This is a genomic window from Paenibacillus sp. Z3-2, from assembly GCF_054161325.1.
The window spans coordinates 5,145,223-5,170,103 of record NZ_CP096397.1 but is presented as its reverse complement, the minus strand read 5'-3'; the positions used below and the strand labels follow the sequence as shown (position 1 = coordinate 5,170,103).

Sequence of the window (24,881 nt, the reverse complement as noted above, 5' to 3'; positions counted from 1 at the left end):
TTCATGTTTAAATTTAACGATGAGAAAGGGCAACTGAAATGCTCTTTTTGCGGTAAATCTCAGGAACAGGTACGTAAGCTGGTCGCTGGACCAGGCGTGTACATTTGTGATGAATGTATCGAACTTTGCACCGAAATCGTTGAGGAAGAACTCGGTCATGATGAAGAAGTAGACCTCAAAGATATTCCAAAACCGAAAGAAATTCGTAATATCCTGGATCAGTATGTCATTGGACAGGAGCAAGCGAAGAAGTCATTGTCTGTTGCGGTGTATAATCACTACAAGCGGATCAACACACAAAGCAAGATTGAAGATGTTGAACTGTCGAAGAGTAACATTTTGCTGTTAGGACCTACGGGTTCTGGTAAAACGTTGCTTGCGCAAACGATGGCCAAAATTCTGAATGTACCTTTTGCTATTGCTGATGCTACTTCATTAACGGAAGCGGGTTATGTGGGTGAGGATGTAGAGAACATTCTGCTCAAGCTGATCCAGGCTGCTGATTATGATGTGGAAAAAGCAGAGCGTGGCATTATTTATATCGATGAGATTGATAAAGTAGCACGTAAATCCGAGAACCCATCCATTACTCGTGATGTATCGGGTGAAGGTGTTCAACAAGCACTCTTGAAAATTCTTGAAGGAACCGTGGCTTCTGTACCACCACAAGGTGGTCGTAAACACCCTCATCAAGAATTTATTCAGATCGATACAACGAATATCTTGTTCATTTGTGGCGGTGCATTTGATGGTCTGGAGCAAATGATCAAACGCCGGATCGGTAAAAAAGTCATTGGCTTTAATACCGTTACTGAGCAAAAAGATCTGAAACCAGGTGAATACCTGGGCATGGTATTGCCGGAAGACTTGCTGAAATTCGGTCTGATTCCGGAATTTGTAGGCCGTCTGCCAGTCATCTCCACTTTGGAGCCGCTGGATGAAGATACGTTGGTACGGATTCTTTCCGAACCGAAAAACGCGCTTACCAAACAGTACCAAAAACTGCTTGAGCTGGACAATGTCAGTCTGGTATTTGAACCAGCTGCACTGCTCGCGATTGCAAAAGAAGCAATCAAACGTAACACAGGTGCACGTGGATTGCGTGCCATCATTGAAGGCATCATGCTTGAAATCATGTATGAAGTGCCTTCACGTGAAGATGTTACGAACTGTGTCATTACCGAAGAAGTCGTTGAGAAAAGAGTCGTGCCTGAACTAAGCCAAACGAAGGACGATAAGCAGGAAGAAAGCGCCTAATGAAGGCTTGAATCCCGTTGAACTCTGAAATATAGACTTGTCAGTTCTCCACTTTGGCAGAAGGCGAATTCATGTCTCTGTCAGGGTGGAGCTTTGACGTTGTGGGGAGAGAAATCACTCATGTATTTAAGACAAGATACACGTCCCGTAAAAGTCGGGAATGTAACGATTGGTGGCAGCAACGAAGTCATTATCCAGAGTATGTGTACGACCAAAACGGCAGATGTTGAGGCGACGGTTGCAGAGATTCTGCGACTGGAAGAAGCCGGTTGTCAGGTGGTACGTGTAACGGTAAATAATGAGGAAGCCGCAGCAGCCATTAAGGAAATCAAGAAACGTATTAACATACCGCTCGTAGCGGACATTCATTTCAACTATAAGCTGGCTTTGCTTGCGATTGAGAATGGTATTGATAAAGTACGGATTAATCCGGGTAATATCGGTAAACGTTCCAAAGTGGAAGAAGTGGTAAAAGCATGTAAAGAGCGTGGTATTCCAATTCGTATCGGGGTAAATGCCGGTTCCCTGGAGAACCATCTTCTTGATAAGTATGGGTACCCTACGGCGGATGCTATGGTCGAAAGTGCATTGTACCACATTGGTATTCTGGAAGAGCTTGATTTCCATGATATCATCGTGTCTCTCAAAGCATCGGATGTGCCGATGGCGATTGAAGCTTATACCAAAGCAGCTCAAATCATTCCGTATCCGTTGCATCTCGGGATTACCGAAGCAGGCACACTGTTCTCCGGTACAATCAAAAGCTCCGCAGGAATGGGAGCCTTACTGTCGATGGGAATTGGTTCAACGATGCGGATCTCGCTTAGTGCGGACCCGGTGGAAGAAATCAAGGTTGCTCGTGATCTGCTCAAAACCTTTGGTCTCATTACGAATGCAGCTACATTGATCTCCTGCCCAACGTGTGGGCGTTTGGATATCGATCTGTTCTCCATTGCCAACGAAGTAGAAGAGTATATCTCCAAACTGAAGGTGCCGATTAAAGTATCGGTGCTGGGTTGTGCAGTTAATGGTCCAGGTGAGGCCAAAGAAGCGGATATCGGGATTGCCGGTGCTCGTGGAGAAGGTCTCTTGTTCCGTCACGGTAAGATGATTCGTAAAGTGCCTGAGGAAATCATGGTTGAAGAATTGAAAAAAGAGATCGACAAAATCGTCGAAACCTATGAAGAGACAGGTGTTATTCCTGGTCGTTCGCACTGATTGATTCATATCTTGTTTCTGTAACAGCCCGCCAGCAATGGTGGGCTTTTTATTTTCTCGCATACAAATTCCGCATCGCCCGTTTACGTCGCGTTGAAAAGGCTATACTACCAAGTATTAGCATGATCTCATATGAGAATAGTGACAAAAATAGGAGGATGTGAAGACATGGAATTTGGTATGGTCATCATGTTGATTCAGTTATTTTTTGGAGTGGTGATTGGTTTGTATTTCTGGAACCTGCTGCGTGGCCAGAAAACGAACCGCAGTGCCGTTGAGCGAGAATCTCGCAAGGAACTGGAGAAGCTGCGTAAGCTGCGTTCAATCTCACTCACCAAGCCGTTGTCGGAGAAGACGCGTCCAGCTACCATTAACGATATCGTTGGGCAAAAAGATGGACTGCGTGCCCTTAAGGCTGCATTATGCAGTGCGAATCCGCAACATGTTATCATTTATGGCCCCCCGGGAGTCGGGAAAACAGCGGCCGCACGGGTCGTGTTGGAAGAGGCTAAAAAGAATCCAACATCTCCTTTCAAGCCAGACGCCAAATTCACAGAGCTGGATGCAACAACAGCTCGTTTTGATGAACGTGGTATTGCAGATCCCTTAATTGGTTCGGTTCATGATCCGATATATCAGGGAGCGGGGGCCATGGGCGTTGCAGGTATTCCCCAACCCAAACCGGGTGCGGTGACGAAAGCGCATGGGGGGATGCTCTTTATCGATGAAATCGGTGAATTGCATTCCATTCAGATGAATAAGTTGTTGAAAGTGCTTGAGGATCGCAAGGTGTTTTTGGAGAGTGCGTACTATAACTCGGAAGACACGCATACTCCTGCTTATATCCACGATATTTTTCAAAATGGCCTGCCGGCTGACTTCCGCCTTGTTGGAGCAACGACACGCTCGCCTCATGAGCTGCCGCCAGCTTTACGTTCACGGTGCATGGAAGTCTATTTCCGTCCTTTATTACCTGAGGAGATCGGGCGAATTGCCGAAGACGCTGTTCAGAAAATAGGGTTCAGTCCATGTCCGGATGCCGTCGATGTGGTCAAGCGATATGCAACCAATGGACGTGAAGCGGTCAATATCATCCAACTGGCTGCGGGACTTGCGCTGACAGAGAAACGTGAGACGCTGCTGGCGTCTGATGTGGAGTGGGTGGCAGGTAGTAGCCAGATTCAGCCACGGTCTGATCGTAAGGTCCCTTCGCAGCCACAGGTGGGGTTTGTTAACGGCTTGGCGGTATATGGACCGAACATGGGAACCATTTTGGAGATCGAAGTATCTGCTGTTCCGGCTCTCAAAGATCAAGGCCGAATCAACATTACAGGGGTTGTGGATGAAGAAGAGATTGGAGGCGGTTCGCGTACACTCCGGCGAAAAAGTATGGCTAAAGGCTCGGTTGAAAATGTGTTAACCGTATTAAAAGCCATGGGTATTCGTCCGAATGATTACGATTTACACGTGAATTTCCCAGGTGGGACGCCTATTGATGGCCCATCGGCAGGAATTGCCATGGCGACTGCCATTACATCAGCCATTCAGGGACGCCCTGTGGATCATGAGACAGCGATGACTGGCGAGATCAGCATCCATGGTCGGGTCAAGCCAATTGGCGGCGTACTGGCCAAGGTGGAGGCTGCTTTTCAGGCAGGAGCGAAGACCGTTATTATTCCTGCGGAGAACTGGCAGTCCATCTTTGAGAATCTGGAGGGCTTGCGCGTGATTCCGGTAGATACGGTGCAGGACGTATTCCGTGAAGTATTCGCTTGGGTTCCAGAGTCGCAAAAGGTGGAACAAACGAAGCTTGCAGAGGAGACAATTGCACCTGCACCGGAGATTTTCCCACCGGCATCTGCTTCCTATTTCCGTGCTGACGTGCCTCGCCCAGGACAGGTTACAGATTCGGGAAGCTGCTAAGTGCTTCCCTTCATTGGTTTTTTATGTGAACATTTGATAGAATAATGAATGACTACAACCTGAGAGCCATTGGAGGTGCGAAAGCGATGGGACCGAGCAAAGCGAAAGGTCGTCGTTTTCCTTTACTGCCTTTAAGAGGACTTCTCGTCTACCCGAGTATGGTACTGCATCTCGATGTGGGCCGGGAGAAATCGGTCAAGGCTTTAGAAAAAGCGATGGTAGAAGAACATTTGATTCTCCTATGTTCCCAAGCCGAAGTAAATATTGAAGAACCAACACAAGAGGACATTTTCAGAATCGGAACCGTGGCCAAGGTCAGACAGATGCTGAAGCTTCCAAATGGTACGATTCGTGTACTCGTGGAAGGCTTGGAACGGGCTGAAATTATTGAATATACGGACAACGAGGAATATTACGAAGTACTGGCAAAAGAACTGCCTGAAGAGGAGAATACTCATCCGGAGACGGATGCCCTCATGCGTACGGTTCTGAACCAGTTCGAGAATTATATTAATCTGTCCAAAAAAGTCACACCAGAGACACTTGCGGCTGTGTCTGATATTGAAGAACCGGGACGCCTGGCTGATGTCATCACGAGTCATCTTTCCCTGAAGATCAAGGATAAACAGGAAATTCTGGAGACCATTGATGTTCGGGAGCGTCTGGAGAAATTGCTGGATATTCTGAATAACGAACGCGAAGTGCTGGAGCTTGAACGCAAGATCAGCCAACGTGTGAAGAAACAGATGGAGAAAACGCAAAAGGAATATTATCTGCGCGAGCAGATGAAAGCGATCCAGAAAGAACTGGGTGAAAAAGAAGGCCGTGCAGGTGAGGTTGAGGAACTTCGTAATCAGATGGAAGAACTCGGCTTGCCGGACAAGGTGAAGGAGAAGGTCGAAAAAGAAATTGATCGACTGGAGAAAATGCCTGCAAGTTCAGCTGAAGGTGGAGTCATTCGCAACTACGTGGATTGGCTGCTCGCCCTTCCTTGGAGCCAGATGACAGCAGATGATCTGGATATTCAAAAAGCCGAGGATGTACTCAATGCAGATCACTATGGGCTCGAAAAGCCCAAAGAGCGTGTGCTTGAATATCTGGCTGTTCAGAAGCTCGTCAAGAAGCTCAAAGGGCCGATTCTCTGTCTGGTTGGACCCCCAGGGGTTGGTAAAACATCACTTGCCCGTTCGATCGCGAGATCGCTGGGCCGGGAGTTTGTAAGAATCTCTCTTGGCGGCGTGCGTGATGAAGCCGAGATTCGTGGGCACCGACGCACCTATGTGGGAGCCATGCCTGGTCGTATCATCCAGGGGATGAAAACGGCAGGTTCACTCAACCCGGTATTCCTGCTGGACGAGATTGATAAGATGGCTTCAGACTTCCGCGGAGATCCTTCCGCAGCGCTACTTGAAGTGCTGGATCCTGAACAAAATAATACGTTTAGTGATCACTTTGTCGAATTGCCGTTTGACTTATCCAACGTTATGTTTGTAACCACTGCCAATACAGTGCACAACATTCCGCGTCCATTGCTGGATCGGATGGAAATGCTCAACATCCCAGGTTACACGGAGCTGGAGAAGCTGCAAATTGCGAAAAATTATTTGCTGCCCAAGCAGAAGCAGGACCATGGTCTGGAAGAAGAGCAACTGGAAATTCCGGATGATGCGCTCTTGCGTGTCATTCGTGAATATACACGGGAGTCAGGTGTGCGTAACTTGGAACAGCAGATGGCTTCGTTGTGCCGGAAAGCAGCCAAGAACATTGTATCGGGTGTGGAAGGTCAGATCAACATCACATCAGATGAGGTCAAAGACTACCTTGGACCTGGTAAATTCCGTTATGGCATGGCCGAACTGGAAGATCAAATTGGTACCGTAACGGGTCTTGCGTGGACTGAAGTGGGGGGAGATACCCTTGTCATTGAAGTGACTGTTGTACCAGGAACAGGGAAGTTGACCCTGACAGGTAAACTGGGTGATGTCATGAAGGAATCGGCTCAAGCCGCATTCAGCTACACCCGTTCCAAAGCTACACAACTCGGGATTTCGCCTGACTTCCATGAGAAGAACGACATTCACATCCACGTTCCGGAAGGAGCCATTCCGAAGGATGGTCCATCCGCCGGGATTACGATGGCAACAGCGTTAATCTCAGCACTGACGAACAAACATGTGTCCAAGGATATCGCCATGACCGGTGAAATAACGCTGCGTGGACGTGTACTGCCGATTGGTGGTCTGAAAGAGAAATCACTGGCAGCCCATCGTGCCGGCTATAAAAAAATATTATTGCCTAAGGATAACGAACGTGACCTGCGTGACATTCCAGACAGCATCAAGGAAGATGTGGAATTTGTCCCTGTAGCCCATATGGATCAGGTATTGCAGCATGCACTTGTTGAGCAGGCAGGCATTAACCTGTAATCCACGTATCCGAAAGGTTCGTATGAAGAGTAGACCGTTCTGCGGAGGCTTCGGCGCCCGCTGGAACGGTTTTTTTGGTATGATAGAACAATCCATGGCATAATACCATCAACAGGTTACGCATAGCACAAGCGTTCAAGAGAGGAAAGATACAATATGAAAGTAAATCAATCTGAATTTATTATCAGTGCCGTTCGGCCTGAACAATACCCCGAGGATGGTCTGCCAGAGATTGCCTTGGCAGGACGCTCCAATGTCGGAAAATCATCCCTGATCAACCGTTTGATTAATCGTAAAAATCTGGCTCGGACAAGTTCAACACCGGGTAAGACACAGCAATTGAATTACTATAAGATTAATCAGGACCTCTACTTTGTCGATTTCCCGGGATATGGCTACGCCAAAGTTTCTAAAGAGCAGCGCTTTGCCTGGGGCAAAATGATGGAGAAATACTTGTTGGGACGCGAGGAATTGAAACTGGTCATGCAGATGGTGGATATGAGACATGAGCCGTCCAAGGAAGACAAGATGATGAATGAATGGCTTCGTCATAACGGATTGCCTTTGGTTGTTGTTGCCACCAAGATGGACAAGATACCAAAAACACGCAGAGCAAAACATATCAAAGTCATTAAGGAATCACTGGGTCTTCGTTCAGGGGATCTGTTTGTACCCTTTTCATCGGAAGAAGGATTGGGCAAGGAAGAGTTATGGGACATCATTACCCGTCATGCACGCATAGATAAGTATGCACCAGAAGTACTGGAAGCAGAGGGCGCAGCGGATGAGGGAGAAAATAACGAAAATTAACGGATGACGGAGATAGTATACCGTTTTAGTGCGGGAAAGTGAGCATGTTAAGTGAATCTTTAATGAGATCAAGGATTAGTCCGGTTTTTTATGGAATTTTGTGAGAATTCATCATGTGGGCTCGGAGCAAAATAGCGTTATGGTAGTGTATAATGAGCATAGGCGCATGTTGCCAACAGTACCAAAATACCGGCGTTGCCGGCCTGAAGAATTTTGAGATGACTGCTACATGTGCAGGAAGGCAAAACAATCGGGAAAGAATCGAGGAGATTTGTATGGCTCAGCGGTTAGCCACAGAGTATGTGAAGGCCACTATGAAATTGTCAGAACCCCAGATGCATCAGTTTTTGCGCATGACAGAAGACGGCAGGCTTCATCATCGGGTTAAGGTGTTGGACAATGGCTGTCAGGAGGTTGTGCTGGGGGATGTGAGTGGAGAAGAAGTTCATTTCCCTTTTGACCGCATAGAAGGGTTTTATATCTGTGAGTTATCTTGCCGCCTGGTGAATCTGCATCTGACTAACGTTGTCCGGAAGCTCTTTATGACTTTTAAGGGTGACGGGGTCGTTCATCGGATCTATGAAGGGTTCATCATGACGTATGTTTATGCTCAAGGCACTGTCCGTAAAATTGTGGAGAAGACCGGGGAGAACACCCGTGTGATCTATGAATACAAAAATACGTTGCTTGAATTGCAACATCTGTTCCAGGCCCGGGATGTAGAACGCGAAATCAACCGTGTATATGCCGAGATTGATTCCCTGCTGGATACTAGAAATGGTGCGACTGCTGATCAGCTGCATCAGATTGATGAGACACTTGCTCGTTATCAAAAACGGTTGTTTGAGCTTGAAGCTTATTAACCTGAAAGTGTATGTTTATACACGTATATGAATGTAATGAATTCCCTTGTTTCTTCCGGGCACTGGCACTTGCCTATGCGGAGGTTGCAGGGGATTTTTTGATGCGAGATATTTATTTTACAATCTTCTGGAAAAGGGTTGCTTTCACTCTGATTCAATGTTATTTTTAATCTCGTTGAAAAGAATATTAGGAACCAGGATTCACTCAGGACATTATATGTTGCGAGAGGTTTTTCCCTCGGGAAGTGAATGACGTAGGTCCTAGCGGATGAAATTTTTCAAACATTTTATTCCTAGGAAGGGGGAACCGAAGGATGGAATATTCAACTTTCGGAAGACACGTTGCTGTTGACACTTGGGGTGTCGACTTTGATCTACTGAACAATGCGGAGTATTTGCAAGCCCAAATGGTTGAAGCAGCGGAGGCATGTGGTGCGACAGTGATGTCCGTACAGTCCAAGCAGTTTGATCCACAGGGAGCGACAGTGCTCGTACTATTGTCTGAGAGCCATCTCTCCATTCATACGTATCCTGAGAGAGGTTTTGCAGCAATTGATTGTTACACTTGTGGGGAGACCGTAGACCCGCAGCTCGCCATTGACTACCTGGTATCCGTATTAAAACCTGAAAAAACGTATGCAAAGAAGTTGGTACGTGGATTGGGCGAATTGCAAGTTGAAACACCAGAGATGAACAACCAGATTGAACTGGTGTAAAAAGAAGCACATCACATGAACAATGTTCACATATCGGGATGGACGCATAACCTCCCTAATCCTAATAGCCATGGAATAATTCCATGGCTATTTGTTTTAATATCCGGATCGTTATGAATATTCATGATCAGCACATTTTAACGCATAACGGTGAACTTTGGTGAGACACTACAATAAATGACAGTGCAGATGATGATGAACATGGTGATTTCATAAACATTTCATAAAAATGACCCGGTCACGGCTATGATGTGTGATATAATTAACCATGTCAATCATAAATGGATAGACATATGCAGTAAGCACTTTGATTGGAAATTTATTAGGCAGGTGAACTTGCAATGCACATCGTTGTCGTTGGTTTGAATTATCGCACGGCGCCTGTAGAGGTTAGGGAACGATTCACATTTGCAGAAAAGGACTTGTCTGAAGCGCTGCAGCAGCTCAAGCTGACCAAGAGTGTATTGGAAGGTGTAATCGTAGCCACATGTAACCGTACCGAGTTGTATGTTGTGGTGGACCGTCTTCACATGTGTGGTTATTTTATTCGAACATTCATGGAACAATGGTTCAATGTACCACGAGAAGAATTTACGCAACACTTATATATATATGAAGATGACCAAGCCATGCGCCATTTGTTCCGTGTCATCTGCGGACTAGACTCCATGGTCATTGGTGAGACTCAGATTCTTGGACAGGTGAAACAGGCTTTTCTGAAAGCTCAGGAAGAGAAATCAACAGGTACCTGGTTTAATAAATTATTTAAACAGGCCGTTACGCTGGGCAAACGGGCACATTCGGAGACTTCCATCGGGGAGAGCGCCGTATCTGTCAGTTATGCTGCTGTTGAGCTCGGTAAGAGGATCTTTGGCATGTTCACAGACAAGAAGGTACTGATTCTGGGTGCCGGCAAGATGAGTGAACTGACCGTGAAACATCTCTATGCCAACGGAGCATCGGAAGTCATTGTGGCGAATCGTACGCTCGCAAGAGCCGAGGAACTGGCAGCCAAGTTCCGGGGAACCCCTTGTACCATGGAACAGGCAATCGCAAGGCTGAATGAAGTCGACATTGTGATTAGTTCCACTGGGGCCGAACGTTATGTTTTGGATGCTGGTGTAGTTCGGGAGAGCATGAAGCGTCGGCAATCGCGTCCACTGTTCCTGATTGATATTGCGGTTCCACGTGATATTGATCCGGCAATTGGTGAATTATCCAACGTATTTCTCTATGATATTGATGACCTGGAAGGAATCGTGGAGAGTAACCTGGAGATGCGTAAGGTGGAAGCTGCCAAGATTGAAAGAATGATTGAGCTTGAGATGGAGGACTATTACCATTGGCTCAAAACGTTGGGCGTTCGTCCTGTCATTCGTGCTTTGCAGGAAAAAGGTGTCTCCATTCATGAAGAAACGATGGATAGCCTGTTCAATAAACTGCCTGAGCTCGATGAACACCAACGTAAAGTCATTCGTCGTTTGACGAAAAGTATTGTGAATCAAATGACGACAGATCCGATTAACCGGATCAAAGAAATGGCAGGTACGAAGCAAGGTGATGAAGCTCTGCGTATGTTTACTCAGATTTTTGCTCTGGAAGATGCAGTAGACATGGCTGCTGAAAAAGTAAATCAGAGTGATGCCACGGCTCTGGGCAAACCAGCCGTTCACCTTAACGAAAACCGGCAAGACCCCGTGCCGGCTTATGCTCCGGCAGGCGTATAAGGCGGGTGGGCAGCTTGACCCTTGCTGAACAAGTCTATGAAGCTCTAATCTATATGTATGCCCTGAGCCTACTGTTCTATTTCTCGGACTGCATTCGACGCAATGCGGGGGCGAAGCGGACAGGCACAGGGTTTCTTGTTGTTGTTTGGGGGCTACAGGTAACGCATGTTATTTTGCGTATGTGGACCGAAGGACATTTCCCGATCTACACCACCTTTGACTTTTTGTTTATATTTTCATTCAGTATTGTGTTGATGTCGCTCGCCATGACACGAATCCAGCGTTCTGAGTTTGTCATTCTGTTGCTGAATGTTGTTGGTTTTTCTGTTACCGTATTGAACCGACTCTGGTTCACGGCTGGTGAGATATCACTGCACAACTGGCAAACCGTTCATGGATTACTTATTATGCATATTACCTTGGCGAATCTCGGTTTTGCAGCGTTAACCGTTGGTACGGTATTTGCCTTGTTATATCTGTTCTTGCATCACAAGCTGAAGAAAAAAAAGTGGAATGATACGATGCGACGGTTGCCAAGCCTGGAAGTGATCGGGAAGTACATGGATGGTGCTACTTTGATCGGGACACCGCTCCTTGGTGTTTCTGTGATGCTTGCCGTATTATCCATTGTGGCGGAAACACGCTGGAATCTGCTTTTGGATCTCAAAGTTATTTCGACAGGTCTTGCCATAGCCATCTATGTCGGTTACTTTGTATCCAAAAGAAGGAAACAGTTCTCTACGATTATTATGGCAAGATGGACACTGATCGGATATGGATTTGTCATTATGAGTTTTTTATCCAATGCATATTCAGCGTTTCATCGTTGGACAGGAGAGTGAAGGGTATGGACCGTTACACGCCGATATTTGTGAATACTTCAGGCAAGAATTGCTGCGTGGTCGGTGGTGGACGTGTTGCCGAGCGTAAAATAAAGGGATTGCTGCATGCCGAGGCACAGATAACGGTCATTAGTCCGGAGCTTACTCCCGTGTTACAACAACTGCATCATGAATCCCGAATTCAATGGATAGCCCGGTCCTACCGCAATGGAGATTTGCGGGGGGCCTTTCTCGTATATGCAGCGACTGACCGTTCAGAGGTCAATACAACGGTGGTTCAGGATGCGGAGACCGCGGGCATACTGGTGAATGACGCGATGTCTTCCGAGCACAGCAGCTTTATCACGCCAAGCGTGGTCAGGCGAGGGAGATTAAGTATTGCCATCTCGACAGCTGGTGCAGGTCCGGCAGCTGCAGCGGAGATTCGTGCCACACTTGAACGACAGTTCGGGGATGAGTATGAGACGTACCTTGAATTTTTGCACCAGATGAGGACTGAGGTGAAGTCACGTGTAACTTCTCCGAGTCTTAGAAGCACGTTGCTCCGGCAGTTAACTGAAATGCACATATTAGAAGATATTCGTACAGGCCATTTCCGGTGGTGGACCGAAGAAGAAATCGGGGACTGGATATCCTGTAATCAGGAGGAATTGTAGATATGCGTACAATTAAAGTGGGAAGTAGACAGAGCGCGCTTGCGCTAACCCAGACAGGTCATGTCATTCAGGATTTACGCGACATTTGTGAGCGCGAAGGATTAGCTTTTGACTTTGAAGTACATAAGATTGTTACCAAGGGAGATCTCATTCTGGATGTAACGTTGTCAAAAGTGGGAGGCAAAGGATTGTTTGTCAAAGAGATTGAACAGGCGATGATTGATCGTACGATTGATATGGCTGTTCATAGTATGAAGGATATGCCTTCCGAGTTACCCGAAGGATTAACGAATGGGGCTATTCCCCGTCGTGCAGATCCACGGGATGCACTGATCTCCAATGGTGGACTTACTCTGGATCAACTGCCAGAAGGAGCTAGAGTCGGAACAAGCAGTCTGCGCCGGTCCAGTCAATTGAAGGCCTATCGTCCAGATTTGCAGTTGGAATCGATTCGCGGCAATATTGATTCCCGTCTGCGGAAGCTGGAGACCGAAGGATTCGATGCGATTATTCTGGCAGCTGCAGGATTGTACCGTATGGGCTGGGAAGACCGGATCACAGAGTACCTGACGGAAACAGCATGCCTTCCGGCGGTGGGTCAAGGCGCGCTTGGTATCGAATGTCGTGAAGACGATGAGGAACTGTTGCACTTGCTGCAGCTGTATAACGATCCGGAGACAGCATTTCCTGTACAGGCGGAACGCCGTTTTCTCAGTGTATTGAATGGGGGCTGTCAGGTTCCGATCGGTGCTCATGCGGTATGGGTACCTCAGCAAGATGCAGATTCCCTGAATGGTGAAAACACGTTACAATTGACAGGTATGGTCGGCACGCCGGATGGTGGACTGATTCTTAAAGAAGCTCTGATCGGCAAGGACCCGGTTCGTCTGGGTGAAGAAGTGGCTTGGAGATTGATTGAACGGGGAGCAGAGCAGATACTGGCAGAAGTTAGGGGATGAAGACATGGTGGGGAAGGTCTTTTTGGTAGGGGCAGGTCCTGGGGATGCGAAGCTGATTACGGTAAAAGGATGGGAAACCATCGGTAAGGCCGATGCTGTAGTCTACGATCGTTTGGCAAGTCCGAGATTGTTGAAACAAATGAAACCCGGTGCGGTCAAGATATACGTGGGCAAGCGCCCGGATCGGCATACGATGAAGCAGGAAGAGATCAATCAACTGTTGGTTGATCTGGCTCTGGAAGGTAAGGTTGTAGTTCGACTTAAGGGTGGCGACCCGACGATCTTTGGACGTGTGGGCGAAGAGGCGGATTTGCTGCACAAAAACGGAATTCCGTTTGAGATTGTACCTGGAGTAACCGCTGCGATAAGTGTACCTGCTTATGCTGGAATTCCTGTGACTCACCGTGACTATGCATCTTCCATCTCTATTATTACGGGGCATGAGAGTCCGGACAAGCTTGATCGCAGTATCCATTGGGATAAAGTGACGAATGCAACGGGCACACTTGTATTTATGATGGGGGTTGCCAAAATTGGATATATCAGCGAACAATTGATTCGTCATGGTCGTCCAGCGCAAACACCTGTGGCTCTGATTCGTTGGGGAACACGAGCGGAACAGGATACCATTACAGGTACCCTTGAAGATATAGAAGCGAAAGTGATCGCAGCCAATTTCCAACCGCCTGCAGTTATTGTGGTGGGGGATGTCGTCAATCAGCGGGAACAGTTGAAATGGGCAGAAGCGCTGCCGCTATTTGGCAAACGAATTCTGGTGACCCGTGCTCGCAGTCAGGCGAGTGAACTGGTGAATCGTATCGAGGAACTCGGCGGGGAACCGTACGAGTTTCCGGTCATTGAGACGGTTATGCCGTCCAGTGAATCTGCCAGGCAAAGTGTTAAAGACGCCTTCAGTGCTTTAAATACCTTTGACTGGGTATTTTTCACAAGTGTGAACGGCGTTGAGTTTTTCTTCCGCCATCTGGAACAGGAAGGCAAGGACATTCGCTCGATTCATCAAGCGAGAATTGCTGCCGTAGGACCTTCCACAGCAGATGCTTTGCGCAAACATGGCATCGTTGCTGAAGTTGTCAAAGGCCCTTTCCAGGCCGAAGGCATGCTTGAGGCTTTTGAAAGCGAACTGAAGGAAGGTCAGAGAGTACTGCTTCCACACGGTGATCTGGCACGTACATGGTTGCGTGATCAGATGAGAGAACGAGGACTTCATGTCACTGAAGCCATCATCTACGATACGATCCTCGCTGGTGAGGATGATGATGAACTGATTAAGATGCTTGAAGAAGGTGGCATTCATGCGGTGACCTTTACAAGTTCATCGACGGTTACCAACTTCATGAGTATGTTGAAACGTATGGGATTGCAAGATCCACTGCCTTTATTGAAAGATGTGGAGGTTGCGTGTATCGGACCTGTTACAGCGAAGACGGCAGAGGCAGCTGGACTAAAGGTTACACTGATGGCAGAGGAAGCAACGATGGATAGCTTGATCACAGTGCTCTGCGACTGGAAACGGACAGGCACCAAAGAAGGCGCTCTTCGAAATTAATACACATGTAATCATGTCAACATATGAAGCGTGCTGAATTCGATAGGATACCAGCGCGCTTCCCTTTTTGCTCTATTTAATTTCCAAGGAGGTTTACACGTATGAGTTTTCCAATTGTACGGCATCGCCGTTTACGTCAATCCACAGGTATTCGCAATATGGTCAGAGAGACCCATCTAACCGTGGATGACTTTATTCAACCGATCTATGTGACATATGGACATAATGTAAAATCCGAAATCAAATCCATGCCTGGCGTGTTCCGCTTCTCGCTGGATCGTCTTCAGGAAGAAGTAACGGAAATTGCCGAGTTGGGGATTCCAGCCGTGCTATTATTCGGTATCCCGGAGACCAAGGACAGTGTAGGTTCATCTGGTTTTGCTGAAGATGGCATTGTGCAGGAAGCGACGAGATTGATCAAATCGTGGTATCCAGAACTGCTGGTTGTTGCAGATACTTGTCTGTGTGAATTCACGGATCACGGTCACTGCGGTATGGTACACACCGTGGAGATTGACGGCCACATCTGCGGAGATGTGTTAAATGACGAATCACTGGATCTACTCGTGCAAACAGCAGTGTCCCAAGCCAAAGCAGGAGCGGACATTATTGCACCATCCAACATGATGGATGGATTTGTACAAGCGATCCGTGCCGGGCTGGATGAGAATGGCTTCAGTCACATTCCGATCATGTCCTACTCTGTAAAATACGCGTCGGCATTCTATGGTCCATTCCGTGAAGCTGCGGATTCCACACCACAATTCGGAGACCGCAAGTCGTATCAGATGGACCCGGCGAACGCGCGTGAAGCCCTGCGTGAAGCGGAGACGGATGTGCTCGAAGGAGCGGATATGCTAATGGTTAAACCTTCCCTGTCCTATCTTGATGTCATGCGTACGATTAAGGATCAATTTGATCTGCCGCTTGTGGCCTATAATGTCAGTGGCGAGTATGCCATGGTGAAGGCAGCGGCGATGCAAGGCTGGATTGATGAGGAAAAAGTCGCCATGGAAATCCTGCTCAGCATGAAACGCGCAGGCGCAGATATGATTATTACGTACTACGGAAAAGACGCTTCACGCTGGCTGGCTGAGAAATAAAATAAATTATATTAAGGAGGATATTCATGACTGCACAACATAGCAATCGTCGCAATGATGAGCGCTCACGCAGCGCATTTGAAGAAGCAAAGCAGTACATACCCGGGGGTGTGAACAGCCCTGTTCGCGCATTCAAATCGGTGGGGCTTACCCCGATCTATGCAGAGCGTGGAGAAGGGTCCAAAATTTACGATATTGATGGCAATGTTTTTATTGACTATGTGGGATCGTGGGGACCACTCATCATGGGACATGCTCATCCTGCCGTAGTAGAAGCTTTGCGTGAGACAGCTTTGAAAGGAACAAGCTTTGGTGCACCGACTTTGCTGGAGACCGAGATGGCGAAACTGGTATGTGAGCGTGTACCTTCCATCGATATCGTTCGGATGGTCAATTCCGGTACGGAAGCAACGATGAGTGCCATTCGACTGGCACGCGGGGTAACCGGACGCAGTAAAATTCTGAAGTTTGAAGGATCATATCATGGACATGCTGACAGCTTGCTGATTAAGGCTGGATCGGGTGTTGCAACGCTGGGTCTGCCAGATAGTCCGGGAGTACCTGAAGGGGTAGCTGTAAATACGATTACAGTACCTTATAACGATCTGGAGTCCGTGACGCTTGCTTTTGAACGTTATGGGGAAGAACTGGCCGCTGTCATTGTAGAACCTGTGGCGGGTAACATGGGCGTTGTACCTCCGGCTTCCGGTTTCCTTGAAGGCTTGCGCAATTTGACGACGCAGTATGGCAGCTTGCTTATTTTTGACGAAGTCATGACCGGTTTCCGCGTAGGGCTGAACTGTGCCCAGGGACGCTTTGGGGTTACACCTGACCTGACTTGTCTGGGCAAAGTAATCGGTGGCGGACTTCCAGTTGGCGCTTATGGTGGTCGTCGAGATCTGATGGAACAGATTGCACCTACAGGACCGATTTATCAGGCGGGTACACTAAGCGGGAATCCGCTGGCTATGGCAGCAGGGTATACCACGCTCAAATTGTTAACACCAGAGGTCTATGACCGTCTGGAGACATTGTCAGCACGTCTTCAAGCCGGATTCGAGAAAAATGCAGCTGAGACGGGTGTAGCGATAACCATTAACCGTGTTGGTTCGATGGTTTGTCCGTTCTTCAGTGCCGTTCCGGTAACCAACTATGACATTGCCAAAGAAAGTAACCTGGATCAATTCCGTCGTTATTTTGCGGCCATGATTGATCAAGGTGTGAGTGTTGCCCCTTCGCAATACGAAGGCATGTTTGTCTCTGGTGTGCACACGGAGCAGGATATTGATGATACGATCGAGGCGAATCGTAAGGCTCTTCAATCGCTATGACCATCAAAAGTTGGAAACGCCGCGGGGAATGGCTTGAGCTGATGCCAGGGAAAGCCGTAACAGGCAGTTCAGACAAACAGATGGCTGCAGAACAGTGGCTATTGTCTGAGCTTCAGTTTCCGGAGAAAATGCTTCGTCAGCTGAAAGCAAACCAAGGCATACAACTTGCAGGGGACCGGCTTCGGCTGGCCCTTTTTGCGTCCCAGCCGATTGATGTCGAGCCACGCTGGGCTGAGGTGGATGTATTGTATGAGGATGATTTCTGTCTGGTTGTGCACAAACCGGCAGGCATGAAACTGCATCCAGACGGAAGCCGTGCTGATCAGGCGATCACGCTGGATCATGCGGTTGCTTGCTATTATGAAATGAATGGAATTCAGGCGAGCGTACGCCATGTTCATCGACTGGATGAGGATACAACCGGACCTGTCTTATATGCCAAAAATGCTTTTGCCCTCGCAAAACTGGATGAAGCGATGCGGCGCAAAGAGATTGGCCGCCATTATGTAGCCATTGCAGGTGGACAAATCCCCCTTGAACTCCACAAAATTGATGCTCCGATTGGCAAGGACAGACATCACAAGCAGCGCAGACGTGTCTCAGAAGGTGGACAAGAAGCTGTTACTCATGTAGAGATCGTCAAAGTATGGGAACGAACAACTCTTGTTCGTTTAAAGCTGGATACAGGACGCACTCACCAAATTCGTGTTCACCTAAGTTATGCTGGACACCCGCTTATTGGTGATGCGTTGTATGGAGGTAGAGCGGATGCCATTGGACGGCAAGCACTTCACGGAGAGATGCTTAAGTTTAGTCATCCTTTAACCGGAGCGATGATTGAAGTGAATGACCCTTGGCCATCCGATTTCACACAACTGGCGGAGCGTGAAAAGGTGTATTAATAAATGATATAAAGCGAACTTTAATAGTTAAACGAGAACGGAGAGGACAGAAATAACGTGAAGAAGCGAAGCGTTCGCCTAAAAGCTTTCTGAAAGAAAGCTGCTTCGGAAGCATAAGCTATCCCCGGATTTTCCCTTTGAAGAAGGGAATCAAAAAAATCTGGGGATAACAGTGATCGGAAGGTTATTCTGTCATCGAAGTGGCTAGGTGCAACATTCTCTATTTCGCTTTATATATCAAGGTTTTTCAAAAGGTGGCATGCCCATCCCATTTAAGGCATATAGATGTGATAACGAAGGATTTGGACCATGGATCAGTCCCATGAGAAGGATCATGGTGAACATATGCCGAAAGGAGGACGCCACCTTTGTTCAATCAACCTTATGGTTTGCGGTTCGATATTTATGAGCGCGTTCATTTGTCTGAGGGAGTCCCTGCAATTGAGGAATTGGAGGAAATTGAACTATACCCGCGCATTCAAGTCATAGGGCAGGATGATCATGCCACGTTAAGAGGGCATCTGTTACTTACAGGTGCGTACAGAGGAGAAAACGAGTCTTCAGAGGAGCTCAAACACTTCATTCCTGTGGAGATCACGGTGCCTCTGAACCGGGTCAGATCGATCGAGGATATTTCCATCGAAATCGAAAATTTTGACGTGGATCTGTTATCCAATCGTAGTCTGAACATTACAGGCGTGTTGTCGCTGCGAGGCATCGAGGGTTTTCCTGTTGAGGAGCCACAAGTGTGGTCAGCAGATGAGTTTACTGTTGTTCACTCACCTGACTCTCAGCAACTCAACCGTTCCGATGAAGCAGAACAGTCAGGCAGCGATCCCAATGCATTTGCACAAGAGTATCTGCTCCAGCGGAGTGAGGAAGAGAGACTTGCGAATGCAGCAGAACTCGCATATGGTGCCCCGGAATTCGCTGATCTGTCCACAAGAGAAGAGACCTTAAGAAATAACGAAGAATGGCAGCAGGAATATGCACTTCCGTCTTCGACCGAGTCAATTCAGTCGGAAGAGCAAAGCGCAGAGAATGCTAACGATCCCAGACAACCTGATGCAAACGAAGATCTCGCATCTCTGATAACGGATGGAGATGAATTGGCATCCCATGAGCAACAATACAGCGAACCTACTCCCATCTCGTCATTTATGGCTGAGACCGCTGATCGGCTAGCTTCTTACCCTGAATCAGAACCGTTGCTACCTCTCGAGGAAGAGTCTCCTGTGTTGTCCGAGCCTTCCGTAGATGCATTGCCTGCAAACCCTAGAAGTTCAGATCAACAAACCTCTGAGCTGGCTGCACAATCATCTGATGAGTTGGCACCACCGAGTGCACCGGATGCACCTGACGTATGGCACTTCGAATCAGCGAGATCTGTACCCCAGCAGGAGAATCCGGCCGTTGCCGATGTTCCGGTGGAATCACAGGCGGAGAACTGGCAGGGTGTATTTGCTTCGTCCGAACCAGACAAAGCGGAGGAGGATCGTCCGACCTTTGAAGCGAATGGGGCAGACGAGTTCGTGCAGAACGAAGCATTTGTTCCTGAACCTGTGGGGGAGACGGAAGACAAGCCAGAGTTGAAGGTTGCTTTTGGCAGCAAGAAAGAATCCGCACCAAGGCAAGAGGAGGGCGTAGGCATCTCTTCCTTGTTATCCTCTGGTAGAGCAACGCGCGATGCCGAAGTGGAGCGAGGCGAGGAGATCCCTGCTGGTGTGACACAGGAAGAGACGTATCCCGCGGATGATGTGGAGTGGAAGAATCTGTTCCTGGGGACGATCGTGGATCAGACCCCATTCCGCAAGGTGAAACTGTGTATCGTTCAGCGAGAAGATACACTTGATGCCATTGCAGATCGATACCAATTGAGCACGAGGGAACTTCAGTTATATAACCGATTATCTGAACAGGTTGTGGAAGAAGGTCAGATATTGTACATTCCTTAATCCGTAGTTAAAAGCCTTCGTTAGGACCCGTGATCCCCTTGAGGATTGCGGGTTTTTGCATAATTCGTCCTAAACCTGCATTCCAGCGCTCTTTTTCCGCTGTTGTCAGGTTGACTATCACGCACGAGCAAGGTATGATGTGTGTATGTTTTTTGAAGAACAACGTGGAACGGGAGTAGTAGACAGTATGACCTATCAGAGAGTGGAATTGTAGCGCTGTGAGATTCCGCAGGAACCAACTGATCGAAGTCGCCCGGGAGTTGCCTGTTTGAATACAAGGGATGAATGAGATTTATCGTCATCATTTATTTCTGAGGTAGGATGGGCCGGTCGCAGCCGTTATCTGCTTGAAGTGTCACGTCATGTACAGAGGGTGAAGTCTATCTTGCTGTCAGCGTGAAACAAAGGTGGTACCGCGAAAGCTAACCTTTCGTCCTTTGATGGATGAAAGGTTTTTTTTGTTTTTTTTGGCGAAGATGATAAGTAACGGAGGAATGACACATGTCTGAGGAAAAAAAATCAGCTGCAACAGAAATGCCGACCACTTACGATCCAAAGGCGGCAGAGGATAAATGGTACTCCACCTGGATGGAACGTGGATATTTCAAAGCCGGTCAACGTAAAGATGCCGAGCCCTACACGATTGTTATCCCACCCCCGAATGTGACCGGGATGCTGCACATTGGGCATGCGCTCGATTTTACACTGCAGGATATACTGATCCGTACGAAACGGATGCAGGGCTATGATGCACTGTGGCTTCCGGGTTCCGACCATGCAGGCATTGCTACCCAAACCAAAGTGGAGCAGAAACTGCGTGAAGAAGGTCTGACGCGTTATGATCTGGGACGTGAGAAGTTTCTGGAGAAAGTATGGGACTGGAAAGATCAATATGCCACTACCATTCGTCAGCAATGGGGCAAAATGGGGTTGTCGCTTGACTACTCCCGTGAACGTTTTACGCTAGATGAAGGTCTGTCCCAAGCGGTTCGCAAAGTATTTGTTCAATTGTATGAAAAAGGCCTTATTTACCGAGGCAAACGGATCATTAACTGGGACCCGGTGAACCGGACAGCTCTGTCTGACATTGAGGTTGAATATAAAGAGGTTCAGGGTCACTTGTACCATCTGCGTTACCCCCTCAAAGACGGAAGTGGCTACGTTACCGTGGCAACAACGCGTCCTGAAACGATGCTGGGCGATACAGCGGTTGCTGTACATCCGAAGGATGAGCGCTATGCAGATATGATTGGTAAAGTACTTGTACTGCCTATCATTGGGCGCGAAATTCCAATTATCGCTGATGATTATGTGGATAAAGAGTTCGGAAGTGGTGCCGTTAAAATCACGCCTGCGCATGATCCGAATGACTTTGAAGTAGGTCTTCGTCATGATCTGCCTCAAATTACGGTGATGGATGAGAGCGGCACAATGAATGCAGAGGCAGGCAAGTATCAGGGACTGGATCGCAGTGACTGCCGCAAGCAGATTGTTGCTGACTTGAAAGAGCAAGGCGTATTGATCAATATCGAAGATCACACGCATCAGGTTGGACACAGTGAGCGTACTGGAGCTGTTGTTGAGCCGTATCTGTCTACCCAGTGGTTTGTTGAGATGAAGCCACTTGCAGAGAGAGCGATTAAGAAACAACAGAGCGGCGAAGGGGTTAATTTTGTTCCGGATCGTTTTGAGAAAACCTATCTGAACTGGATCGAGAACGTTCGTGACTGGTGTATTTCGCGTCAACTGTGGTGGGGACATCGTATTCCTGCCTGGTATGATGAGGAAACAGGTGAAATCATCGTATCTGCTGAAGACCCGACGACGCTGCCAGAGAATGCCGGACGCAAGCTCAGACAGGATGAGGACGTTCTGGATACATGGTTTAGCTCCGGATTATGGCCATTCTCCACATTGGGCTGGCCGGAAGATACGGAAGATCTGCAACGTTATTATCCGACAAGTGTACTTGTGACAGGGTATGACATCATATATTTCTGGGTTGCACGTATGATTTTCACTGCATTGGAATTCACCGACGAGATTCCGTTCAAGGATGTGCTGATGCATGGTCTTGTTCGTGACGCAGATGGACGCAAAATGTCCAAATCATTGGGGAACGGTGTAGACCCGCTCGATGTGATTGAGAAATACGGCGCAGATGCGATGCGTTACATGATCTCAACCAGTAGCACGCCAGGTCAGGATCTGCGTTTCCGTTGGGAACGGGTGGAGCAGGCTCGTAACTTTGCCAACAAGATCTGGAATGCTTCACGCTTTGCATTGATGAATCTGGAAGGATTCACCTATGAGGAACGTGACATTAGCGGAGAGCTTGGCACAGCGGATTATTGGATTTTACACCGTCTGAACGAAACTTCTCGTGATATTACGCGTCTAATCGAAGCGTATGAATTTGGGGAAACGGGCCGTGTGCTGTATAACTTTATCTGGGATGACCTGTGTGACTGGTACATTGAGTTTGCGAAACTGTCCTTCTACGGAGAAGATCCGATTGCCAAGAAGAAAACACAATCCGTGCTGGCTTATGTACTGGATCAGACGATGCGCCTGATTCATCCGTTTATGCCATACATCTCCGAAGAGATATGGCAGCATCTGCCTCATGAGGGAGAGACCATTACGCTGGCTTCCTGGCCGGTATATGATCCTGCACTTGAGAATCCAGAGGCTGTTGCCGAGATGAACCTGCTCATGGATACCATTCGTGCAGTTCGGAACATTCGTGCAGAAGTGAACGTGCCGATGAGCAAAAAGATCGAGTTGATGGTCAAAGCAAACAGTGCTGAGACGTCCAGTATCATTGCGCGTAACAGTCACTACATCAAACGTTTCTGTAATACGTCCGAGTTCGATAGTGGGCTGGAGCTAAGCTCACCGGATAAGGCAATGACTGCGATCATTACGGGGGCAGAGCTATACTTGCCACTGGCAGGTCTTATTGATATCGAGCAAGAAGTGGCTCGCCTGGAGAAAGAGTTGCAGAACCTTGAGGGCGAAGTACTCCGTGTGGAGAAAAAGCTGGCGAATGAAGGCTTTGTAGCCAAAGCTCCTGCCAAGGTTATTGAGGAAGAGCGCTCCAAGCAAGCAGATTATTCCGATAAACGGGATAAAGTGATTGCACGAATCAAGGAACTGAAAGGTTAATATATCTGGGTCGGATGGAGAGTTGTTATGCCATCCGGCCGCTTTTTTCAATCAAACTCGGGACCGAAGGTGAATCAGATGACGCAATTAGACGGGACAGATGCAGCAGCTCCTTTACTTACGTATAACGAGGCCGTGGACTGGATCAATGGCCTTATTCCTTTTGGCATTCGACCTGGATTGGAACGAATCGAGAGTCTGATGTCCATGTTGGGCAATCCACACCAACGTCTCAAATTTATTCATGTCGCGGGAACGAACGGCAAAGGTTCGACTTGCGCTTTTTTGACGTCAGTGCTTCTTCAGGCTGGATATGATGTGGGCACCTTTACGTCCCCTTATATCACCAAGTTTACAAACCGTTTTCAATACAACGGTGAGGATATTCCCGAAGAGATCCTGCTTAAGCTCTCGAATCGGTTGCGCCCGCTGGTCATGGAAATGGCCTCCACTCCGCTTGGATCACCAACGATGTTTGAGGTGTCCACGGCTCTCGCGCTTCTGTATTATGCAGAAGAGTGTTACCCTGACGTTGTGGTATGGGAGACGGGGCTAGGGGGAAGGATGGACGTAACGAATATTGTTGCACCTGTTGTGTCCGTCATCACCAACATTGGTATGGATCACACGGATGTGCTTGGAGATACGATTGAGCAGATTGCCTGGGAAAAGGCAGGGATTATCAAGCCGGGAGTACCCGTTGTGACCTGCGCGACTCAACCCGAGGCTGTGAAGGTAATTCAGGAGAAAGCACAGCAGTCTCAATCAACCTTGTATTTGGCTGGAGATCAATTCTCTTATCATAGACTGGATAGCAATGAGAGCGGACAATCATTTCATTTTACAGGCCCGTTTCGTGACCTGGACGTTCGCATAAGCATGCAGGGTTCACATCAATGTGACAATGCAGCGGCCGCACTAATGGTGCTTGAATTGCTCAGACAATACATGGCATTTATGCTGGATGACAACGATATTGCACTTGGACTGGAGAATGCCTTCTGGGCAGGAAGATTCGAAAAAGTCGTCGATGAACCCCGAATTGTGCTCGATGGAGCACATAATCCGGAGGGGGCAGAGTCACTGGCCAAGAGCATTATGGATGTATATCCTCACAATAAGTTAATTTTGATGATGGGTATGTTGGCGAATAAGCATCACGAAGCGTATTTGCAGCATATACTGCCACTAGTGGATACGCTGATCCTGACCGAGCCAGATTTCCGACGCAAAATGGATGCAGCCGAATTGCTGCAGATTGTCGAACGGGTACGTCCCGCCATTGCGAAGCAGGAGCTGGAAATCATCGTCGAGCCCGAATGGGCAAAGGCACTTGATCTATTGAAGTCACGGACGGAAGCGGAAGATCTGGGGGTGGTCTCCGGCACACTGTACCTGATTGCGGATGTGCGGGCAGCCCTTTTGCATCAAACCGATTCTGAAAAAGGTTGGTGAAAG

Annotated in this window: 18 protein-coding genes and 1 other annotated feature; all 18 genes read left to right on the top strand. The window is 47.9% G+C overall.

Annotated features, from left to right (window positions below):
- The first annotated feature begins 3 nt into the window (after nucleotides 1-3).
- Nucleotides 4-1,257: an ATP-dependent protease ATP-binding subunit ClpX gene (gene clpX / locus M1D71_RS23155; protein ID WP_458123850.1), complete on the top strand. Its 1,254-nt coding sequence runs from the start codon at nucleotides 4-6 to the stop codon at nucleotides 1,255-1,257.
- Nucleotides 1,258-1,377: 120 nt separating this feature from the next.
- Nucleotides 1,378-2,475 carry a flavodoxin-dependent (E)-4-hydroxy-3-methylbut-2-enyl-diphosphate synthase gene (gene ispG / locus M1D71_RS23150; RefSeq protein WP_145325252.1) on the top strand — a complete coding sequence of 366 codons (1,098 nt, stop codon included), beginning with the start codon at nucleotides 1,378-1,380 and terminating at the stop codon, nucleotides 2,473-2,475.
- A 168-nt stretch (nucleotides 2,476-2,643) separates the two neighbouring features.
- Entirely contained in the window at nucleotides 2,644-4,398 is a 1,755-nt protein-coding gene (lonB, locus tag M1D71_RS23145; RefSeq protein ID WP_458123849.1) for an ATP-dependent protease LonB, read from the top strand.
- A gap of 86 nt (nucleotides 4,399-4,484) precedes the next feature.
- Nucleotides 4,485-6,824 (top strand): endopeptidase La, encoded by a 2,340-nt coding sequence (lon, locus tag M1D71_RS23140; protein WP_458123848.1) that lies wholly within the window; start codon nucleotides 4,485-4,487, stop codon nucleotides 6,822-6,824.
- Nucleotides 6,825-6,980: 156 nt separating this feature from the next.
- A complete protein-coding gene (gene yihA / locus M1D71_RS23135; RefSeq protein ID WP_458123847.1) occupies nucleotides 6,981-7,634 on the top strand; it encodes a ribosome biogenesis GTP-binding protein YihA/YsxC in 654 nt (217 codons plus the stop codon).
- 275 nt (nucleotides 7,635-7,909) lie between these two features.
- Entirely contained in the window at nucleotides 7,910-8,497 is a 588-nt protein-coding gene (locus M1D71_RS23130) for a non-ribosomal peptide synthetase module (protein ID WP_458123846.1), read from the top strand.
- A 314-nt stretch (nucleotides 8,498-8,811) separates the two neighbouring features.
- Nucleotides 8,812-9,213: an adenosylmethionine decarboxylase gene (gene speD / locus M1D71_RS23125; RefSeq protein ID WP_458123845.1), complete on the top strand. Its 402-nt coding sequence runs from the start codon at nucleotides 8,812-8,814 to the stop codon at nucleotides 9,211-9,213.
- A 341-nt stretch (nucleotides 9,214-9,554) separates the two neighbouring features.
- Nucleotides 9,555-10,940 (top strand): glutamyl-tRNA reductase, encoded by a 1,386-nt coding sequence (hemA, locus tag M1D71_RS23120; protein WP_458123844.1) that lies wholly within the window; start codon nucleotides 9,555-9,557, stop codon nucleotides 10,938-10,940.
- A 14-nt stretch (nucleotides 10,941-10,954) separates the two neighbouring features.
- A complete protein-coding gene (ccsA, locus tag M1D71_RS23115) occupies nucleotides 10,955-11,782 on the top strand; it encodes a cytochrome c biogenesis protein CcsA (RefSeq protein ID WP_458123843.1) in 828 nt (275 codons plus the stop codon).
- Between the two features lie 5 nt (nucleotides 11,783-11,787).
- On the top strand, nucleotides 11,788-12,438 hold the full coding sequence (locus M1D71_RS23110; protein ID WP_458123842.1) for a precorrin-2 dehydrogenase/sirohydrochlorin ferrochelatase family protein: 651 nt from the start codon (nucleotides 11,788-11,790) through the stop codon (nucleotides 12,436-12,438).
- A 2-nt stretch (nucleotides 12,439-12,440) separates the two neighbouring features.
- The gene (gene hemC / locus M1D71_RS23105; RefSeq protein WP_076216941.1) at nucleotides 12,441-13,397 is read left to right on the top strand and encodes a hydroxymethylbilane synthase; all 957 of its coding nucleotides are present in this window, start codon (nucleotides 12,441-12,443) and stop codon (nucleotides 13,395-13,397) included.
- Nucleotides 13,398-13,401: 4 nt separating this feature from the next.
- Nucleotides 13,402-14,964 (top strand): uroporphyrinogen-III C-methyltransferase, encoded by a 1,563-nt coding sequence (cobA, locus tag M1D71_RS23100; RefSeq protein ID WP_458123841.1) that lies wholly within the window; start codon nucleotides 13,402-13,404, stop codon nucleotides 14,962-14,964.
- 101 nt (nucleotides 14,965-15,065) lie between these two features.
- On the top strand, nucleotides 15,066-16,067 hold the full coding sequence (gene hemB / locus M1D71_RS23095) for a porphobilinogen synthase (RefSeq protein WP_458123840.1): 1,002 nt from the start codon (nucleotides 15,066-15,068) through the stop codon (nucleotides 16,065-16,067).
- Nucleotides 16,068-16,093: 26 nt separating this feature from the next.
- Nucleotides 16,094-17,398, top strand: coding sequence for a glutamate-1-semialdehyde 2,1-aminomutase (gene hemL / locus M1D71_RS23090; protein WP_458123839.1), 1,305 nt, complete (start codon nucleotides 16,094-16,096; stop codon nucleotides 17,396-17,398).
- Nucleotides 17,395-18,300: an RluA family pseudouridine synthase gene (locus M1D71_RS23085; RefSeq protein ID WP_458123838.1), complete on the top strand. Its 906-nt coding sequence runs from the start codon at nucleotides 17,395-17,397 to the stop codon at nucleotides 18,298-18,300. Before hemL ends, M1D71_RS23085 begins: the two co-directional genes overlap by 4 nt.
- 368 nt (nucleotides 18,301-18,668) lie before the next feature.
- Nucleotides 18,669-20,255, top strand: coding sequence for a LysM peptidoglycan-binding domain-containing protein (locus M1D71_RS23080; protein ID WP_458123837.1), 1,587 nt, complete (start codon nucleotides 18,669-18,671; stop codon nucleotides 20,253-20,255).
- A 156-nt stretch (nucleotides 20,256-20,411) separates the two neighbouring features.
- Nucleotides 20,412-20,696: a binding site (T-box leader), on the top strand.
- A gap of 60 nt (nucleotides 20,697-20,756) precedes the next feature.
- Entirely contained in the window at nucleotides 20,757-23,423 is a 2,667-nt protein-coding gene (locus M1D71_RS23075; RefSeq protein ID WP_458123836.1) for a valine--tRNA ligase, read from the top strand.
- Between the two features lie 78 nt (nucleotides 23,424-23,501).
- Complete coding sequence (locus M1D71_RS23070; RefSeq protein WP_458123835.1) at nucleotides 23,502-24,878, top strand: bifunctional folylpolyglutamate synthase/dihydrofolate synthase; 1,377 nt, start codon at nucleotides 23,502-23,504, stop codon at nucleotides 24,876-24,878.
- Nucleotides 24,879-24,881 lie beyond the last annotated feature (3 nt).